The following is a 14,887-nucleotide window of genomic DNA, read 5'->3' as shown; positions in this document are numbered from 1 at the left end:
ATCTTTATACGATCTTATTTTTCAACGAATGCACGTTCAATCACGTAGTCACCAAGTACACCCATACGTGGCGACTCTTTTAAACCATGTTGGTCTAGAAGTGCAGCAACGTCATCGAGGAATGCAGGGCTACCACAAAGCATTGCACGGTCGGTTTCTGGGTTAAAACGTGGTAAACCGATCTTCTCAAAAATCTCGCCAGTTTCAATTACTGTTGTTACACGACCTTGGTTTGGATACTCTTCACGAGTAACTGTTGGGTAGTAAACCAATTTATCTTTAATGCCTAGCTCTTCAAAGAACTCATTGTTCGGAAGTTCGTCTAAAATAAGGTCTTGGTAAGCCAATTCAGAAATGAAGCGTGTACCATGAACCACAATCACTTTCTCAAAACGTTCATAGGTTTCAGGGTCACGAATGGTCGCCAAGAACGGTGCAAGACCTGTACCAGAAGAAAGCAGGTATAGGTTTTTACCTGGGTTTAAGTCATCAAGTACTAAAGTTCCAGTTGGTTTTTTAGATACCAAAATTTCGTCGCCCACTTTAACTTTTTGTAAAATAGAGGTTAACGGGCCATCTGGAACTTTAATTGAGAAAAACTCAAGTTCTTCTTCGTAGTTTGCACTAGCGATAGAATAAGCACGCATTAACGGTTTGCCATTTACTTCAAGGCCGATCATCACAAATTGACCGTTTTTAAAACGTAGAGCAGTGTCGCGCGTCGTTTTAAAAGAGAATAAAGTATCATTCCAATGGTGGACGTGAGTAATCTTTTCGACGTTGAAAGCAGCCATTAAAGGTCTCAATAAATTATCAAATTAGAACAGGTTGCTATTCTAATCTAAAATCATTCTCGATAAACTGAATATATTTAATTGAGCTTATTAGAAAAAGTGATGATGACTGAGTTAACCTTGCCGATTATTGGCTATATGCACTCTTCTTATAAGGAAAAGTTTGGTATTCCTCGTCAGCCTAATTTGGTTCAAGTGGAATCGTATATTGAAATGCTAGCACCCTATAATGATGTTCTGGCCTTTGAAGGAATTGAGGCATTTAGTCATTTATGGTTGGTGTGGCAGTTTCATGACAATAAAAATCCAGAGAAAACCCAGTTCCGTCCACAAGTTCGTCCGCCACGCTTAGGAGGGAATAAAAAAATAGGGGTGTTTGCTACTCGCAGCATGTATCGTCCTTCACCGATTGGTCTATCGGTGGTAAAGCTCAAGTGTGTTAAAAAAGAAGGGAGGTCTGTTCGAGTGTATGTCACAGGAAGTGATTTGCTAGATGGCACCCCGATTGTCGATATTAAACCTTATATATACTACTCAGATGCCGTTATAGAAGCGGAAAGTGGCTATGCGCAAGATGAACCTAAACGTAAATCGGTGATATGGTCGAATCGGGCGATCGAACAGAAGCAGCAGCTTTTGACGAGTGGGAAATTGTCTGTACAGACCGTGCAAGAGCTTGAAGCCGTTTTATCTTTAGATCCCAGACCAGCGTATCAGAAGGATGAAGCGCGGGTATATAAAATGAAATTTGCTACTGTTGATATCGCTTTTACAGTGGGTGAAACTACAGTGAATATCACGGCCGTAGAATGAGAGATTTAAAGAGAGAAGCTCCAATACAATAGCCCAATCAAAACCACCATATGCAAAATCTGAATCGGGGCAAAAGCAATAAAGTATTGCTTACCACCTGTTAAGGCGGCATTAATGGACTTGGCAACAGCGTGTGCAGTCAAACCTAAGATAAATGCAGACATTGCTGCCGTGTCTGTCGGTGCCCCTTGCATGACCACTGTTGCCATCGCTGCATGAATCTCAAACAAAGAAGCCAGCAAAGTCCCAGCAATTAAACCTGCATCTCCCAGCCAAAGGTTAAGTCCATACACACCAGCTTGGATGAGCGTCAAAGTCAGGGCAATAATGCCAGCCTCTTTTAGGCTAAACATGCGTGAATCAGTGGGTTGATTTTGTTCTTGTGCAGGGGCAGATCGTACCAACGCATAAGCACAGATCCCTAAAAGGACACTTGCTACAAGGGTCGGAAGCAGTATGGTTTTGAGCCAAAGTATACTCACACCTGCGACGATAATCAGCAGTTGTAATAAAGTTGCAATACAGGACATGAGCGCTGCACCTGCATTGGGTTTAGCGAGTGCTCGACCTGCACGTACTTCCATGCCTAAGCTGGCAACTGTCGCTGTACTGGATACAAAACCTGAGGCGATTGCCGATAAAATCATGGCATTTTTAGTGCTCAGCAGTCGTTTGGCAATATGTGCAAGCGCTTGAACAGCAAGAATGAGTGTGACTAATTTTAAAAGAATATAGGGATTCAGCACAGCACCCCATAAAGGCGTATTCGGCGTTAAGGGCAGGGCAATTAAAATCAGCGCTAGGAGAAAGATACCGTCTTTAAATTCAGCTTCAGTGATCCATTTCCCCGCAATGCTGTGCATAGAATGTTTGGTCATTAAAATAATGGTCAGGAGCACGGCTAAACCTGCCGCTAAAGGGGTATTCCACAGGCACATTGCGCCAATAAAATAAGTCATGACAAAGGCAAGTTCAGTGGTTGAACCCAAATCTTCTGTTTGGTTTTTCATTGAGAATATAACTATGCCGCCGATGATCAGCGCACCAACAATGCCAATATTGACACCAAATAAAAAACAAATGGCACCGAGAAGGGCACAAATGGCAAAGGAGCGTAGTCCTGCAAAGCTCTGTTGGTTTTCACGTTGTTTGCTTCGTTCGCGCTCTAGACCAATCAACAGTCCACAGCCTAACGCTGAAGCCAAGGTAATGAGGACATCAGATAAAGCCAAGTTGTTGATGGAAACTATGCTGAAGTCCAAGCCTATCTCACAAAAGCTAATGATCTGTCTAAAATATAGGCGAATGCTGGAGGTGGATTCAAGTTAAAAGAGCAAGATTTGTGAGTAAATTCGTGATTCTATTGATGAGCTTGGCTACTCCTCGATATTTGTAGGATTTGCTTATGCTTTGTGCGAATGAATACAGAAAATCTTGCTATAGTGGGGTTATGTTTGGGGACGTATAACAATGAATTTTAATTTTGAAATTGATACCACTTGGTGCTTAGATCAACTGTTTAAAGATGGACGAATTACTGAAAAAGAAAAAAATCTAGTACAAACCTCGCACCGTCAACGTGATCAATTGAAGTGGCATCCTTTACAGTGGATTGCTCATTTTAATCTGGTGGATCAGTCGCATCCACAGTCGAGACTGACATTAAATCGGCTCTGTCAGTGGCTAGCCGAAAAGACTCAATTACCGTTTTATGTGATTGATCCACTCAAAGCCGATGTACAAGCTTTGACTTCGGTGATGTCTCAAGAATTCGCCTTCCGCAATAAAATCTTGGCTGTTGAAGTTCAGGCCAATCAAGTGTTGATTGCAACAGATCAGCCGTATATGAAAGATTGGATTGCAAATTTGGAGCAGAATGTTGCACCGAAAAAAATCCAGCGTGTATTACTCAGCCCTGAACAACTACAGCGCTATATGGTCGAGTATTATCAGGTGAGTCGCGCCGTCAGTAACTCCCAGAAGTCTGGGAGTTATGACCGTGATAATAAAGGCGTAGAAGCACTTTTACAGTTGGGCGATAGTCAAAACCCCGATGCCAATGACCAACACATTGTTAAATTAGTCGACTGGGTTTTACAGTTTGCTTTTGAGCAAGGTGCCAGTGATATTCACTTAGAACCACGTAAAGACAACGGCAAAGTTCGTTTCCGTATTGATGGGGTATTACATACGATTTATAACATGCCAGCCAATACTTTAACCGCGGTGATTTCGCGGATTAAAATTTTAGGTCGAATGAACGTGGCAGAGAAACGTAAACCACAAGATGGACGTTTAAAAACACGGACACCGAAAGGGCAAGAAACAGAACTGCGTCTTTCGACTTTACCGACTGCTTTTGGTGAAAAGTTGGTGATGCGTATTTTTGACCCTGAAGTTTTAGTGCGTAGCTTTCAGCAGTTGGGTTTTGAAGGGCATTTGCTGAGTGATTGGCAAGCGCTGACGTCGCATAGTCACGGCATTATTTTAGTGACAGGGCCAACGGGTTCAGGCAAAACCACCACGCTTTATTCTTCTTTGAAACAATTAGCTACCGAACAGGTGAACGTCTGTACCATTGAAGACCCGATTGAAATGTTAGAGCCGAGTTTTAACCAAATGCAGGTGAATACAGGCATTGATCTTGGGTTTGCTGATGGTGTTCGCGCACTGATGCGTCAAGACCCTGACATTATTATGGTCGGTGAGATTCGTGACCATGATACGGCCAATATGGCGATTCAGGCCGCACTTACAGGACATTTAGTGCTGTCAACTCTGCACACCAATGATGCACCTTCCAGTCTAACGCGTTTGCATGATTTAGGCGTACAACCGTTCTTAACCGCGGCAACCATTTTAGGGGTATTGGCACAGCGTCTCGTACGTCGTTTATGTCCACACTGTAAAGTTGAAAAGCAAATCAACAGCCAAGAATGGGAGCATCTGACTTTTGATTATATTATGGAGATGCCTGAAAAAGTCTTTACCGCAGTGGGATGTGAAGAGTGTCGTCAAACGGGCTACAAAGGACGAGTCGGCATCTATGAGTTTATGCCTGTGAGTTTAGAGGCGAAGCAACTGATTGGCGCCAATGGTGACTTGACCGCACTGCGTCAACAAGCCAAAAAAGAAGGCATCGAGCCTTTAAGAATTGCGGGTGCACGTAAAGTTTTAGAAGGCGTCACGACACTAGAAGAAGTGTTACGTGTCGTCCCACTCAACTAAGCGTTTAATGCCTTACTTGAGGCTTTCTTAAGATTCAGCTCATCTAGCTTTGGTTTAATGACTTCATCGAATAGGTGAACAATTAAATAGAGGTACTGGATATGAATATGATGATGAAAGCGTTATTGGTTGCTGGTGTTATTGGCTCAACCACTGTCGCTGTAGCAAACACCGCAGTGAACCAAGCGGCAGTTGCTGCTTCAACACCAACTACAGTTAAGCATGCGTTAACATTAAAAGATGACAGTCACGTCCAGTTAAAAGGTTATGTGGTCAAAGCCATTGGGGATGAGAAGTATGAATTCCGTGATCAAACCGGTTCAATTACTGTCGACATTGATGATGAATTATGGGGTGGCAAAGCAATTTCGGCTAAAACACCTGTAACCATTATCGGTGAAGTAGATATTGACTACAAACCAGCAAAACGCGTTGAAATTGACGTAGATCAAGTGAAATTCTAAACACACTTGCCCAATCTCAATCCAAATTTGATCGGGCTTTCTTAAAAAACCACAGGGCTTCGATTGGATATTAGCCCTGTGGTTTTTTGTATTTTGAGCCATTTCACGGCATGATCTAAACAATAGTGATTAGGCAGGTTAAGCAGTGCGAATATTATTGGCAGAAGATGATGCCTCTCAAGCTGAGAGTATTAAAACTTGGCTTGAAATGGATGGCTACAGTGTCGACTGGGTGGAACGGGGCGACCATGCCATTTTAGCCATTGAACAGCATCAGTATGACTGTGTGCTTTTAGATCGTGGTTTGCCACATGCCACAGGTGATGACATTTTGCTGAAAGTCCGTGGCAAGAACCTATCGACTCCTGTGATTTTTTTAACAGCGCGTGACAGTATTCGAGATCGAGTCGAAGGGCTAGACTTGGGCGCCAATGATTATTTGGTCAAACCTTTTAGTCTAGAGGAATTATCCGCTCGAATTCGTTTACAACTTCGACAGCAACAGCATAGTAGCTCGCAGGTATTGAGCTATGCCAATATCCAACTCGACCCACAAGCCAAAAGTGTGACTCAAAATGGTCAAGCTGTTAATTTAACTGCCAAAGAGTTTCAAATTTTGCATAAATTGATGCTCAAGCCCGAATATGTCGTTACACGGGAACAACTTGAGGAAAGTCTTTATGCATGGGGCGATGAAATCGAAAGCAATGCGATTGAGGTTTTTATTTATCAATTGCGAAAAAAACTCGGTAGTCATTGTATTAAAACCATTCGTGGTTTGGGCTACAGAATGAATCAGGACATATAATGGCTCAGCCAATTTCACTCCAGCGTCAGCTTGTTAAAAGTTCGCTCCTCAGTTCGATACTGGCGGGGCTTTTGGCATTGCTGATGTTCATTGGGGTGTCGGTTTATCAGACCATGTCTATGCAAGATGAAATTATGGATGAAATGGCCGATATGTTGCTGGCAGATGATTTAACGGTCAGCAATGGTCAAGCTTTGGCAGAGCTTAGTGATGAGTTTGATATTCATTATCGACTCGATAATGCACAGCAACTTTTGACTGCATCCGAAGATGTACCTGAAAAAATAACCGTGGATCATTTGAGTTTGGTTTCAGATGCACCTTATGGTTTTTATTGGTCAGAGCACAAACTGTGGCGTATTTATACTGCACAGGATAATCACGGTTTACAGGTTCAAGTGACACAGTCGATGTCCGAACGTTTCCATGCATTTTGGCAAAGCATTCTGGTTTTCAGTGGTGTGTTGTTTTTAGTCTGGTGTGTACAGTGGTTGTTGATGCATTTTGCCATTCGACGTAAATTTCGGGTGATACACCAAGTTTCAGAGCAGATTTCAAATAAATCAGTAAATGATTTAGCACCTATTTCTATGCCAGAACCTGAGCTGATTGAGTTGCAACCGATGTTATCGCAGCTGAATGCTTTATTGGCACGTTTAGACCAAGCTTTAGTGGCAGAGCAGCGCTTTACCGCGGATGCTTCACATGAGCTACGTTCTCCACTGTCTGCGATACAAATGCGACTTCAGGTGCTCAAGCGCAAGTTTCCTGAACTTGAAAGTGAGTTCAAACCGATCCAACAAGATGTCAGTCGTGGGGTACAGGTGTTGGATAATTTGTTGTTGCTGGCACGTCTAGACCCTGAGCAAAAGGAAAGTTTGGCGAAGACTAAGTTTGACTTCAGTCTGCTAATGCAGGATGTGATTAAAGCTTTACAGCCGTTTGCGGACTCAAAACAGATTAAAATTAACGTGGTGCTTGAAGAGCAGGTTTATGTATTGGCCAATGAGCAGCTCTTATTTAGCGCACTTCGCAATTTGCTCGACAATGCCATTCGCTATAGCCCCGAGCAGGCACAAGTTTTTGTCAATCTCACGATCGAAAAACAGCAACTCAGACTGAGGATTGAAAATAGCGGAAATGGGGTCGATGCAACAGTTATCCAGCGTTTGGGTGAACGCTTTTATCGGGCTTTAGGTACAAAAACACAAGGTTCAGGCTTGGGCTTATCCATTTGTCAGAAAATTGTCGATTTACACGCAGGGCAGTTGTTATTTAGTTCATCCGACTTAGGCGGTTTAAAAGTGGAACTGCTGTTAAATAGGGTTGAGGCTTAGATATGCAGATTGTGATCTGTGATAAAAACAGCATAAATGATCAAACTTAAAGACATTAAAAAGCAGTACGCGCTGACATACTGCTTGTTTCCACGATTATTGTTATTGGGTTTTTATAGTTCTTATTTGGTAAGAATGAGTCGATTATTGCGAGTGAGTCGTAGACGATACTCTTCTCCAGCATGCATAATGCGAATTTCACGGCCTAGGGCAAATAAGTTGTTTGAGTGTAGCATTGGTAGTGAATGGGCTGTTTCGTTACGAGTAAATAAGCTAAATGGTGCGTTCATTCTGGCGACTCCGTGGTATATGTTGAACGATTTAAATGATAATCATTATCGAATGAGGCTGTCAACATTTTCTCGCTGAAAATATAAAAAACTTCAATATCGTTACATGCAATCACTCAATACACCACACATCTGAAATGGAATCTGATTATGTCAAAACCTTTGGTTCAAGTTGCTATAGCCATCCTTTTACATCAAGGCAAAGTTTTGGTGGGCTGGCGTCAGGCGGAACAGCATCAGGGCAATAAGCACGAATTTCCTGGAGGGAAGGTGGAAGCAGGTGAAACGCCTGAGCAAGCTTGTCGCCGTGAAGTGTTAGAAGAGGTCGGAATTGATATACAAGATTGGCATGCTTTTGACTGTATTCAGTTTGAATATGACGATGTGATTGTCAATTTGCATTTATTTCATGCCGTAGTATCAAATCATCTATTGGCAGACATTCACTCACCATGGGCGTGGTTCAAGCGTGCCGAATTACAAGATCTTAACTTTCCAAAAGCCAATCAGGCCATTTTGAAGCGACTTTATGCTGCACCCGTGATTAAAATTTCAGATCAAATCGATCTGTTGAAGGATTTGCCTGAACAACAAGTGCTGTATTGGCGAGTGCCTGCCAGTCCTGAACATATTTTAAAAATTGCAGAACTAAGTGTAGAACAATTGGCACGGGTAATTATAAATATAGAACTATGGAAAGGTTTAAATCCACTACAACAGCAGGCAGTTGCGGCCATACACCTGAAACAATCTCAACTGATGCAATTGAGTAAAGGGGAGCTGAACATTGGACAGCGTTATATAGCGGCCTGTCATGACCGTAGCAGTGCTGAACATGCACAAGAAATTGGCTGTGATGCTCTTTTGCTCAGCCCTGTACTCAAAACATTCAGCCACCCAAATAGTGAAACTTTGGGTTGGCAACAGTTCAGTTTGATTGCAGAAGAGATTCACATCCCGATTTTTGCTCTCGGCGGCTTACAGTTAGCTGATTTAGCCAAGGCGCAAAGTTATGGTGCTTATGGTATAGCAGGGCAGCGCTCCATCTAACGGAGCGTGCTTTTAAGACAGACTTTTGATTGCTGTTTGGGCTTGTTGAATGGTTTTCTGATTCTTCTGCATTTGACCTGCTTTTAAGATAATGCTCCAAAGCTGCTTTTTCATGGCATTGCTTTGGGCATAACTCAAGCCGCGACGTGCAAGCGATTCCGCATTTGCAGGTTGTTTTTGTTGATTAGCAATTAAAGCCAAATACAAAAAGGTCTCACTCGACTGTGGTGCTAAACGCTGTGCTTGCATGGCGTAGCTTTGTGCTTGGCTCCACTGGCCTTGGCGATAGGCCGTTTGCGTTTTTTGCATCAGGCTTTTAAAAGCAGGAAGCTGTCGCCCATCATCAAACTGTTGTTTGCTTTTCTGTTCAGGAATCACAATCTTCTGACGTTGAATTTCTTCGCGGTCATAAGGGTGAATTGTGACCCCAGAGGGTGTTTTCTGCTCTTTATCCGCCTGTGTCGGCTTTTCAGGTATCTTTTTTTCAGCTGGCTGTGGGAGGCTTTGACAGCCTGCCACAGTCACGATGGTTGCTAAGATACTGAAATGTTTAAACCACATCAAAATTTAAATCCGTCCTATTTATTCAGGTTGATAGCTACCACTCGAAATGACTTGCGTCTCATCTTCTAAGTTTCGCTGCATGTTCGATTCACTTTCACGAATATAGTTGTCTATGCTGTCGCCTTGTTCAGGTGTAGCTTGGTAACCATCTGTTTCAGGATTGTAAGTGGGTTCAACTTGATAATGCGGTAAGCCACATGCAGTTGCTTTGCGTGGTACGGTGTTTCTCAAGAGGGGAATATACATTGCACCCTCACAACCTTGCGCGGCAAGATAACCCGTGCCACGATCAATCCAATGCCATTGCACATCATCTGGTTGGCGTAAGTTGACTGGTTTTTGACGCAGTTGGCTCATTACATTGGTCCACACTGGCAACGCACCTGAAGAACCTGTTAAGCCAGTTTGTTTGTTGTCATCTAAACCTAGCCAAACCACAGAAACATAATTGCCCGAGTAACCTGCAAACCATGAGTCACGGGTGTCATTGGTGGTTCCAGATTTGCCTGCAAGCTGAAGCGAGTTCGGTAGAGTGTTATAAGCTGAACGACCTGTACCTGAGGTCATCACTTGTTGTAGACCATAGTTCAGGACATAGGCAGAAGCAGGGTCAATGGTTTGTTGGACATTTAAACCATAACGGGTCAGCAAGCGACCGTTTTGATCGACAACAGTACGAATGGATTTAGTCGGATACTTAAAACCGCCTGTGGCAAAGTTGCCATAAATGCTGAGCATTTCCATCGGAGACATGTCTACCGCACCCAAGAAAATGGATGGATAGGTTGGGATGTTACTGGTCACACCAAAACGTTTTAGGTGGTTACTAAACGTCGATAAACCAAACTCTTGACCAAGGCGAACTGCTGACAAGTTATATGAATTAGACAGTGCCTGTACCATTGGCACAACGCCATGTTCGCCACCGCTATAGTTCTTGGGTGTCCATGCTTTACCATTGGATTGAATACTAATGCTGCTATCTTCAATTGGGCTGGCCCAGTTGTAACGTCCCGATTGAATCGCACTGAGGTAAATCACAGGTTTAAGCAGTGAACCGACTTGACGTTTGGCATCGAGTGCACGGTTAAAACCAGTAAAGTCTTGGGTTGAACCAACAGCTGCAACCAATTCACCATTTTCAGGATGAGCAACCAATACCGCACCTTGCAGCTCTTTTAGACGGCTTGAGCCACGGCTTAAGCGACCAACAGTCGATTTAAACGCGTCTTGAATTTTAGTTTGGGCAATTGGATCGAGCGTTGTAAAGATGCGTAGACCTTGGTTGGTCAAATCACCTTCTTGGTATTCGGTACGTAACTGACGGCGTACAATGTCTAAGAAATCTGGGAAACGTGAAGGGCCGAGAGCCGGTTTGGCAATCACATTTAAAGGGCGAGCTGTTTCAGTTTCATATTGTTCTTGGGTCAGATAGCCCATGACCAACATGTTGTTTAAAACAATATTACGACGCTTTTTCGCAGCTTCTGGGTTACGCCAAGGGTTATATAAGGTTGGACCTTGTACCAAACCCACCAAATAAGCTTGTTGCGCAATATTTAGCTCACGCAGAGGCATACCGAAGTAAAACTGCGAAGCCAAACCATAACCATTAATAGAATAGTTGCCGTTTTGACCGAGGTTCACTTCATTGAGATAGGCTTCTAAAATTTCATCTTTGTCATAGTGAAACTCGACCAATAAAGCCATAAATGCTTCATTGACTTTACGCTTAATGGTTTTTTCAGGGGTGAGGTAGAAGTTTTTCACCAACTGTTGGGTCAGTGTTGAACCACCTTGACGTTTTCCACCCGTGACATTACTCACAATCGCACGTGCCGTACCACGAATTGAAACGCCGTGGTGACTATAGAAATTACGATCTTCTGTTGCAATTAAAGCCTCAATTAAAGGCTTAGGGACTTTGTCGAGTTTAATCAGGACACGGTCTTCGTTATGCTGCGGATAAATCCCGCCAATCAGCATCGGCTCTAAACGTGCAATCCCTGTAGAAGAGGGTTTAGTTGCACTGACTTCAGCCACTTGCTCATCTGCAAAGGTGACTTTAAGCACTTGTTCAGGCTCGACACTATCACCGAAGTCAAAGCCACGGGTGTGTACATATAACTCATTGCCAGAACTGACAAAGTTGCCTGATTTGGTATAGTTTTCCGAGGACTTATAGCCCAAAAGTTTTAACTCTTGAGTGAAGTCAGCCTGATTGACAGGGGCATTGGTATACACTTCGAGTGGGCGTGCGAATACCTTCGCAGGAATGTCCCAGCGCTTGCCTTCAAACTTGTCACGTACAACGGAGTCGAGTCTTATTAAATAAATACTAAACACCAAGAATGCTGCAATGACTAAGATGCAGAAGATCAGTGCAATTAAACCTATGCCACGTTCTGACTTCATAAATACGAATAAGATCCTGAGAAATTGTGCTAATCATGCGAAGCTTTTCGCTAATTTGCAATAATTAAACTGTGAACAAACTGAAATATAGACTATTCCGCGTGTAGCAGCAGTCACTTTAGTTTTTGAATCAATTTAAATAAATAATGTTATGATAGGCGAGAATCGTAGCGGAGCGATGTTGCAGGTGCAAATTTCACATAAAACATTTCGAAACATAGGCTTAATTGGACGTCCAGATAAGTCTTCAGTTGTCGAAACCTTATGTCTTATTCATGATCATCTACTCAGCTTAGGGTTACATCCCGTTTTTGATGCGCAAACCGCTGAACTGGTTCCTTATAAAAACACGCAAACGGTGAGTCGTGCGCTTCTGGGTGAAGTGGTCGATTTGGTGATTGTGGTGGGTGGGGATGGCTCACTTCTGCATGCTGCACGTGCCTTGGTTAAATTTAATACCCCTGTAATGGGTGTAAACCGAGGGCGTTTGGGTTTTTTAACCGACATCAAGCCGACTGAAGTGATTTTTAAGCTCGATCAAGTCTTAAAAGGTGAGTTTCAGTTAGATCGTCGTTTCTTATTGGAAATGGAAATTCGCTCAAAGGGCGAGACGATTTATGATGCGATTGCGCTAAACGATGTGGTACTACACTCGGGCAAGTCGGTGCATATGATTGACTTCGAACTGAATATCGATGGTCAATATGTCTACCGTCAACACAGTGATGGTTTGATTGTATCGACGCCCACGGGTTCAACAGCCTATTCGTTGTCAGGTGGTGGCCCAATCGTGCATCCGGGGATGGATGCGATTGCTTTGGTACCGATGCATCCGCATACCTTGTCTTCACGCCCGATTGTGGTGGGTGGACACAGTGAAATTAAGCTTCTGATTCGTGAAAACCGTGTTTTGCCGATGGTCAGTGCCGATGGTCAACACAGTGTTTCGCTCAATGTGGGTGACAGCTTACATATTCGTAAGCACCCCTTTAAACTGAATTTATTACATCCACCGGGTTATGATTTTTATATGTCATGCCGAACTAAACTTGGGTGGAACCAAGATTTTGACTCTTTTCAACAGGATTAAATCATGAATATTGAACAGATGCTTTCTATTTTAGATGCCGATATTGTTGAGCGTTTAAAAACAGCTGTAGAAATTGGTAAATGGCCAAATGGCGTTGCGTTGACTGCTGAACAACGTCAAACTTGTATGCAAGCCGTTATTGCTTGGGAGCATCAGAATACGCCTGAAAAAGAACGTACGGGTTATATCGATAAAGGACATAAAGAAGAAGGTGAGGAGTGTGATTCTCATGTGCCTGAACCAGAATTCAAACCTATTCGTTTTATTTAATTGATTAAAAATACGTTGAATCGCTCAGCAACAGATGCTTGGTGATTCAACAACTCAATTTAAAAAGAATAATCTGCAAAACTGTTTCAATCACTATGCTTATAAAAATAATAAAGCTCACTCGACTCAGTTTATTCTTCATTACTGCAATTCCGACCAATGTATTTGCTGAGACAGCAACTGATGCAAGAAAAATTGAATGTTTATTAGATGTTTTTGTTTTACCGAGTCAAAATTTTCAAAATCCCATCACACAATACACATTAATGAAAAATGATGGTTATCCGATGTTGTTGATTGGAATAAACATCCATAACACCCATGCAGGTGAAGCATCGAAAAAGATAAAAAGCCATCAGCTCTATTGTTCAAACCTCATTGGATAACAAAAAGATGTTTATTTATCTGGCCCTTATGAATCTCGAAAAATTGAGATCCATATTGGTGATCAGTTGAAACTCAGAAATATTCATTCTTCAGGAAAGAGTTACCCTTACTGGGCTGACTTTTACTGGACCGAAAAGCGTGACGAATAACGTTCACGCTTTTGTTTGTCTACTCAGCTCAGAAACGAGTACGCCAAAGCTGCTTGGCTTGTTGCATGGCATCGCTATAAGTATCGCATACGCCCATGGTATATAGTGCAATCCCAATGGTTTCAGTCACTGCCATTTCACCATACTCATGCTTTTTTTCACCCAGCCAAACTGCTTTAAACTCAGCCAAATCCAGTTCTTCTTCAATTGGGCTTCGATTGTCGGTCAGTTTAGGGAGTTCATGTTCGTAGAGTTCACCATTTTTAATGCCGCAGATCAGTGTTTTGGCATCTGGGTTACGTTCAAATTCGCCGCCTTCACCTTTAATGACCGCACTATTTTGATAACCCAGTTTAAATGCTGCTTGCTGATGCGAACCACGATAGGCAGGGTGGAAAATAGCTTGCATGGTTGCTTTGGCATTAAATGGATTGATCAAGCGTGCAAGAGTGTGAATGGGTGAACGAAGACCCATAACATTTCGTAGGGAAATTAAGTCACTTAAAATTGGGGAGATGGCATGCAGCGGTAGATACGCAAAATTACGCGACGCTAATTCCTGCTCCACATCTGCTTGAGTTTGGCAAATATTAAAATCGAGATACTCTAATACCTGTTCAGTATAAATACGGTTAATGGTGTGACCAGATGCGCCGTGCATCACGACCTTATAACCTGCTTTAGCTAAAGTCAGTGCCGCTAAGAGAAACCATGGATAGTGTTTACGCTTGCCTGCATAAGAAGACCAGTCTAAATCGATCTCTAAAGGCGTGAACGGCAGTTGATCTCGTGTGGCTTGAACAAAGCCTGCCAGTTCATCTACAGACTCTTCCTTAACTCGTAGTAGCATCAGAAATGCACCGAGCTGTACATCTAACACTTGATTTTTCAAGATCATATCAAAGGCTTGGTAAGCTTCTTCATAACTGAGTGAGCGCGCACCATTTTTCCCTTTGCCAATAATGCGAACAAACTGGGCAAAAGGGTGCTCAGCATCTTTATAAATATTTCTTTTGTTGTTCATGGAAAAACCAAAGTAAGTGAAGGCTGTGTTGTGCTATTTTAGTGGAACAATCAAAAAAAACAGCACTTTTAATTTTAAATAAATTTTTCACCATTAGACTAAAGTATGAGTCATATTGTTTAGATTTTATACATTATGATTGAAATCAGTTTACTTTGATTAAAGAATGTTAGGTAAAATTTACCCAATAATTGTGACTCGCTA

General features: G+C 42.5%; 14 protein-coding genes and 1 pseudogene. 9 read left to right on the top strand and 6 right to left on the bottom strand.

What is annotated here, in order from left to right; genetic code table 11:
• Positions 1–14: 14 nt before the first annotated feature.
• Entirely contained in the window at positions 15–794 is a 780-nt protein-coding gene (locus JZ787_RS11475) for a ferredoxin--NADP reductase (RefSeq protein ID WP_004696086.1), read from the bottom strand.
• A gap of 102 nt (positions 795–896) precedes the next feature.
• Between JZ787_RS11475 and tsaA the strand changes: the two genes are divergently transcribed.
• Complete coding sequence (gene tsaA, locus JZ787_RS11470) at positions 897–1,607, top strand: tRNA (N6-threonylcarbamoyladenosine(37)-N6)-methyltransferase TrmO (RefSeq protein ID WP_346312334.1); 711 nt, start codon at positions 897–899, stop codon at positions 1,605–1,607.
• Positions 1,608–1,612: 5 nt separating this feature from the next.
• Here the strand turns inward: tsaA and JZ787_RS11465 are convergent, their stop codons facing one another.
• Positions 1,613–2,869: an MgtC/SapB family protein gene (locus tag JZ787_RS11465; protein ID WP_346312333.1), complete on the bottom strand. Its 1,257-nt coding sequence runs from the start codon at positions 2,867–2,869 to the stop codon at positions 1,613–1,615.
• A gap of 208 nt (positions 2,870–3,077) precedes the next feature.
• Here JZ787_RS11465 and JZ787_RS11460 point away from each other — a divergent pair, with 208 nt between their 5' ends.
• The 4 genes from JZ787_RS11460 to JZ787_RS11445 all read left to right on the top strand — a co-directional run bounded on the left by JZ787_RS11460 (position 3,078) and on the right by JZ787_RS11445 (position 7,444).
• A complete protein-coding gene (locus JZ787_RS11460) occupies positions 3,078–4,835 on the top strand; it encodes a GspE/PulE family protein (RefSeq protein ID WP_078389484.1) in 1,758 nt (585 codons plus the stop codon).
• 101 nt (positions 4,836–4,936) lie between these two features.
• A complete protein-coding gene (locus JZ787_RS11455; RefSeq protein ID WP_004696098.1) occupies positions 4,937–5,299 on the top strand; it encodes a NirD/YgiW/YdeI family stress tolerance protein in 363 nt (120 codons plus the stop codon).
• Between the two features lie 145 nt (positions 5,300–5,444).
• Complete coding sequence (locus JZ787_RS11450) at positions 5,445–6,107, top strand: response regulator transcription factor (RefSeq protein ID WP_159152862.1); 663 nt, start codon at positions 5,445–5,447, stop codon at positions 6,105–6,107.
• A complete protein-coding gene (locus JZ787_RS11445) occupies positions 6,107–7,444 on the top strand; it encodes a HAMP domain-containing sensor histidine kinase (protein ID WP_346312332.1) in 1,338 nt (445 codons plus the stop codon). The genes JZ787_RS11450 and JZ787_RS11445 overlap by 1 nt, the downstream gene beginning before the upstream one ends.
• A gap of 122 nt (positions 7,445–7,566) precedes the next feature.
• On the opposite strand, the gene JZ787_RS11440 is transcribed toward JZ787_RS11445, so the two are convergent.
• On the bottom strand, positions 7,567–7,734 hold the full coding sequence (locus tag JZ787_RS11440) for a hemin uptake protein HemP (RefSeq protein WP_004696105.1): 168 nt from the start codon (positions 7,732–7,734) through the stop codon (positions 7,567–7,569).
• A 150-nt stretch (positions 7,735–7,884) separates the two neighbouring features.
• Here JZ787_RS11440 and JZ787_RS11435 point away from each other — a divergent pair, with 150 nt between their 5' ends.
• Positions 7,885–8,784 carry an NUDIX domain-containing protein gene (locus tag JZ787_RS11435; RefSeq protein WP_346312331.1) on the top strand — a complete coding sequence of 300 codons (900 nt, stop codon included), beginning with the start codon at positions 7,885–7,887 and terminating at the stop codon, positions 8,782–8,784.
• Between the two features lie 12 nt (positions 8,785–8,796).
• On the opposite strand, the gene JZ787_RS11430 is transcribed toward JZ787_RS11435, so the two are convergent.
• On the bottom strand, positions 8,797–9,345 hold the full coding sequence (locus JZ787_RS11430) for a tetratricopeptide repeat protein (protein ID WP_234950465.1): 549 nt from the start codon (positions 9,343–9,345) through the stop codon (positions 8,797–8,799).
• A gap of 21 nt (positions 9,346–9,366) precedes the next feature.
• Positions 9,367–11,763: a penicillin-binding protein 1B gene (gene mrcB / locus JZ787_RS11425; protein ID WP_346312330.1), complete on the bottom strand. Its 2,397-nt coding sequence runs from the start codon at positions 11,761–11,763 to the stop codon at positions 9,367–9,369.
• A gap of 151 nt (positions 11,764–11,914) precedes the next feature.
• On the opposite strand from mrcB, the gene JZ787_RS11420 reads away from it, so the two are divergent.
• From JZ787_RS11420 to JZ787_RS11410, 3 genes and pseudogenes are all read left to right on the top strand, one after another.
• The gene (locus tag JZ787_RS11420) at positions 11,915–12,853 is read left to right on the top strand and encodes an NAD(+) kinase (protein ID WP_078426355.1); all 939 of its coding nucleotides are present in this window, start codon (positions 11,915–11,917) and stop codon (positions 12,851–12,853) included.
• 3 nt (positions 12,854–12,856) lie between these two features.
• Entirely contained in the window at positions 12,857–13,123 is a 267-nt protein-coding gene (locus tag JZ787_RS11415) for a DUF1315 family protein (RefSeq protein ID WP_058869973.1), read from the top strand.
• A 95-nt stretch (positions 13,124–13,218) separates the two neighbouring features.
• Positions 13,219–13,659, top strand: a pseudogene (locus JZ787_RS11410) (hypothetical protein).
• A gap of 28 nt (positions 13,660–13,687) precedes the next feature.
• Here the strand turns inward: JZ787_RS11410 and JZ787_RS11405 are convergent.
• A complete protein-coding gene (locus JZ787_RS11405; protein ID WP_346312329.1) occupies positions 13,688–14,683 on the bottom strand; it encodes a glycosyl transferase family protein in 996 nt (331 codons plus the stop codon).
• Positions 14,684–14,887: the final 204 nt, after the last annotated feature.

The organism is Acinetobacter sp. BWR-L5, from assembly GCF_039655985.1.
In the GTDB taxonomy this organism is placed as follows: Bacteria; Pseudomonadota; Gammaproteobacteria; order Pseudomonadales; family Moraxellaceae; genus Acinetobacter; species Acinetobacter johnsonii.
This window is presented reverse-complemented; position numbering and strand designations above follow the sequence as displayed.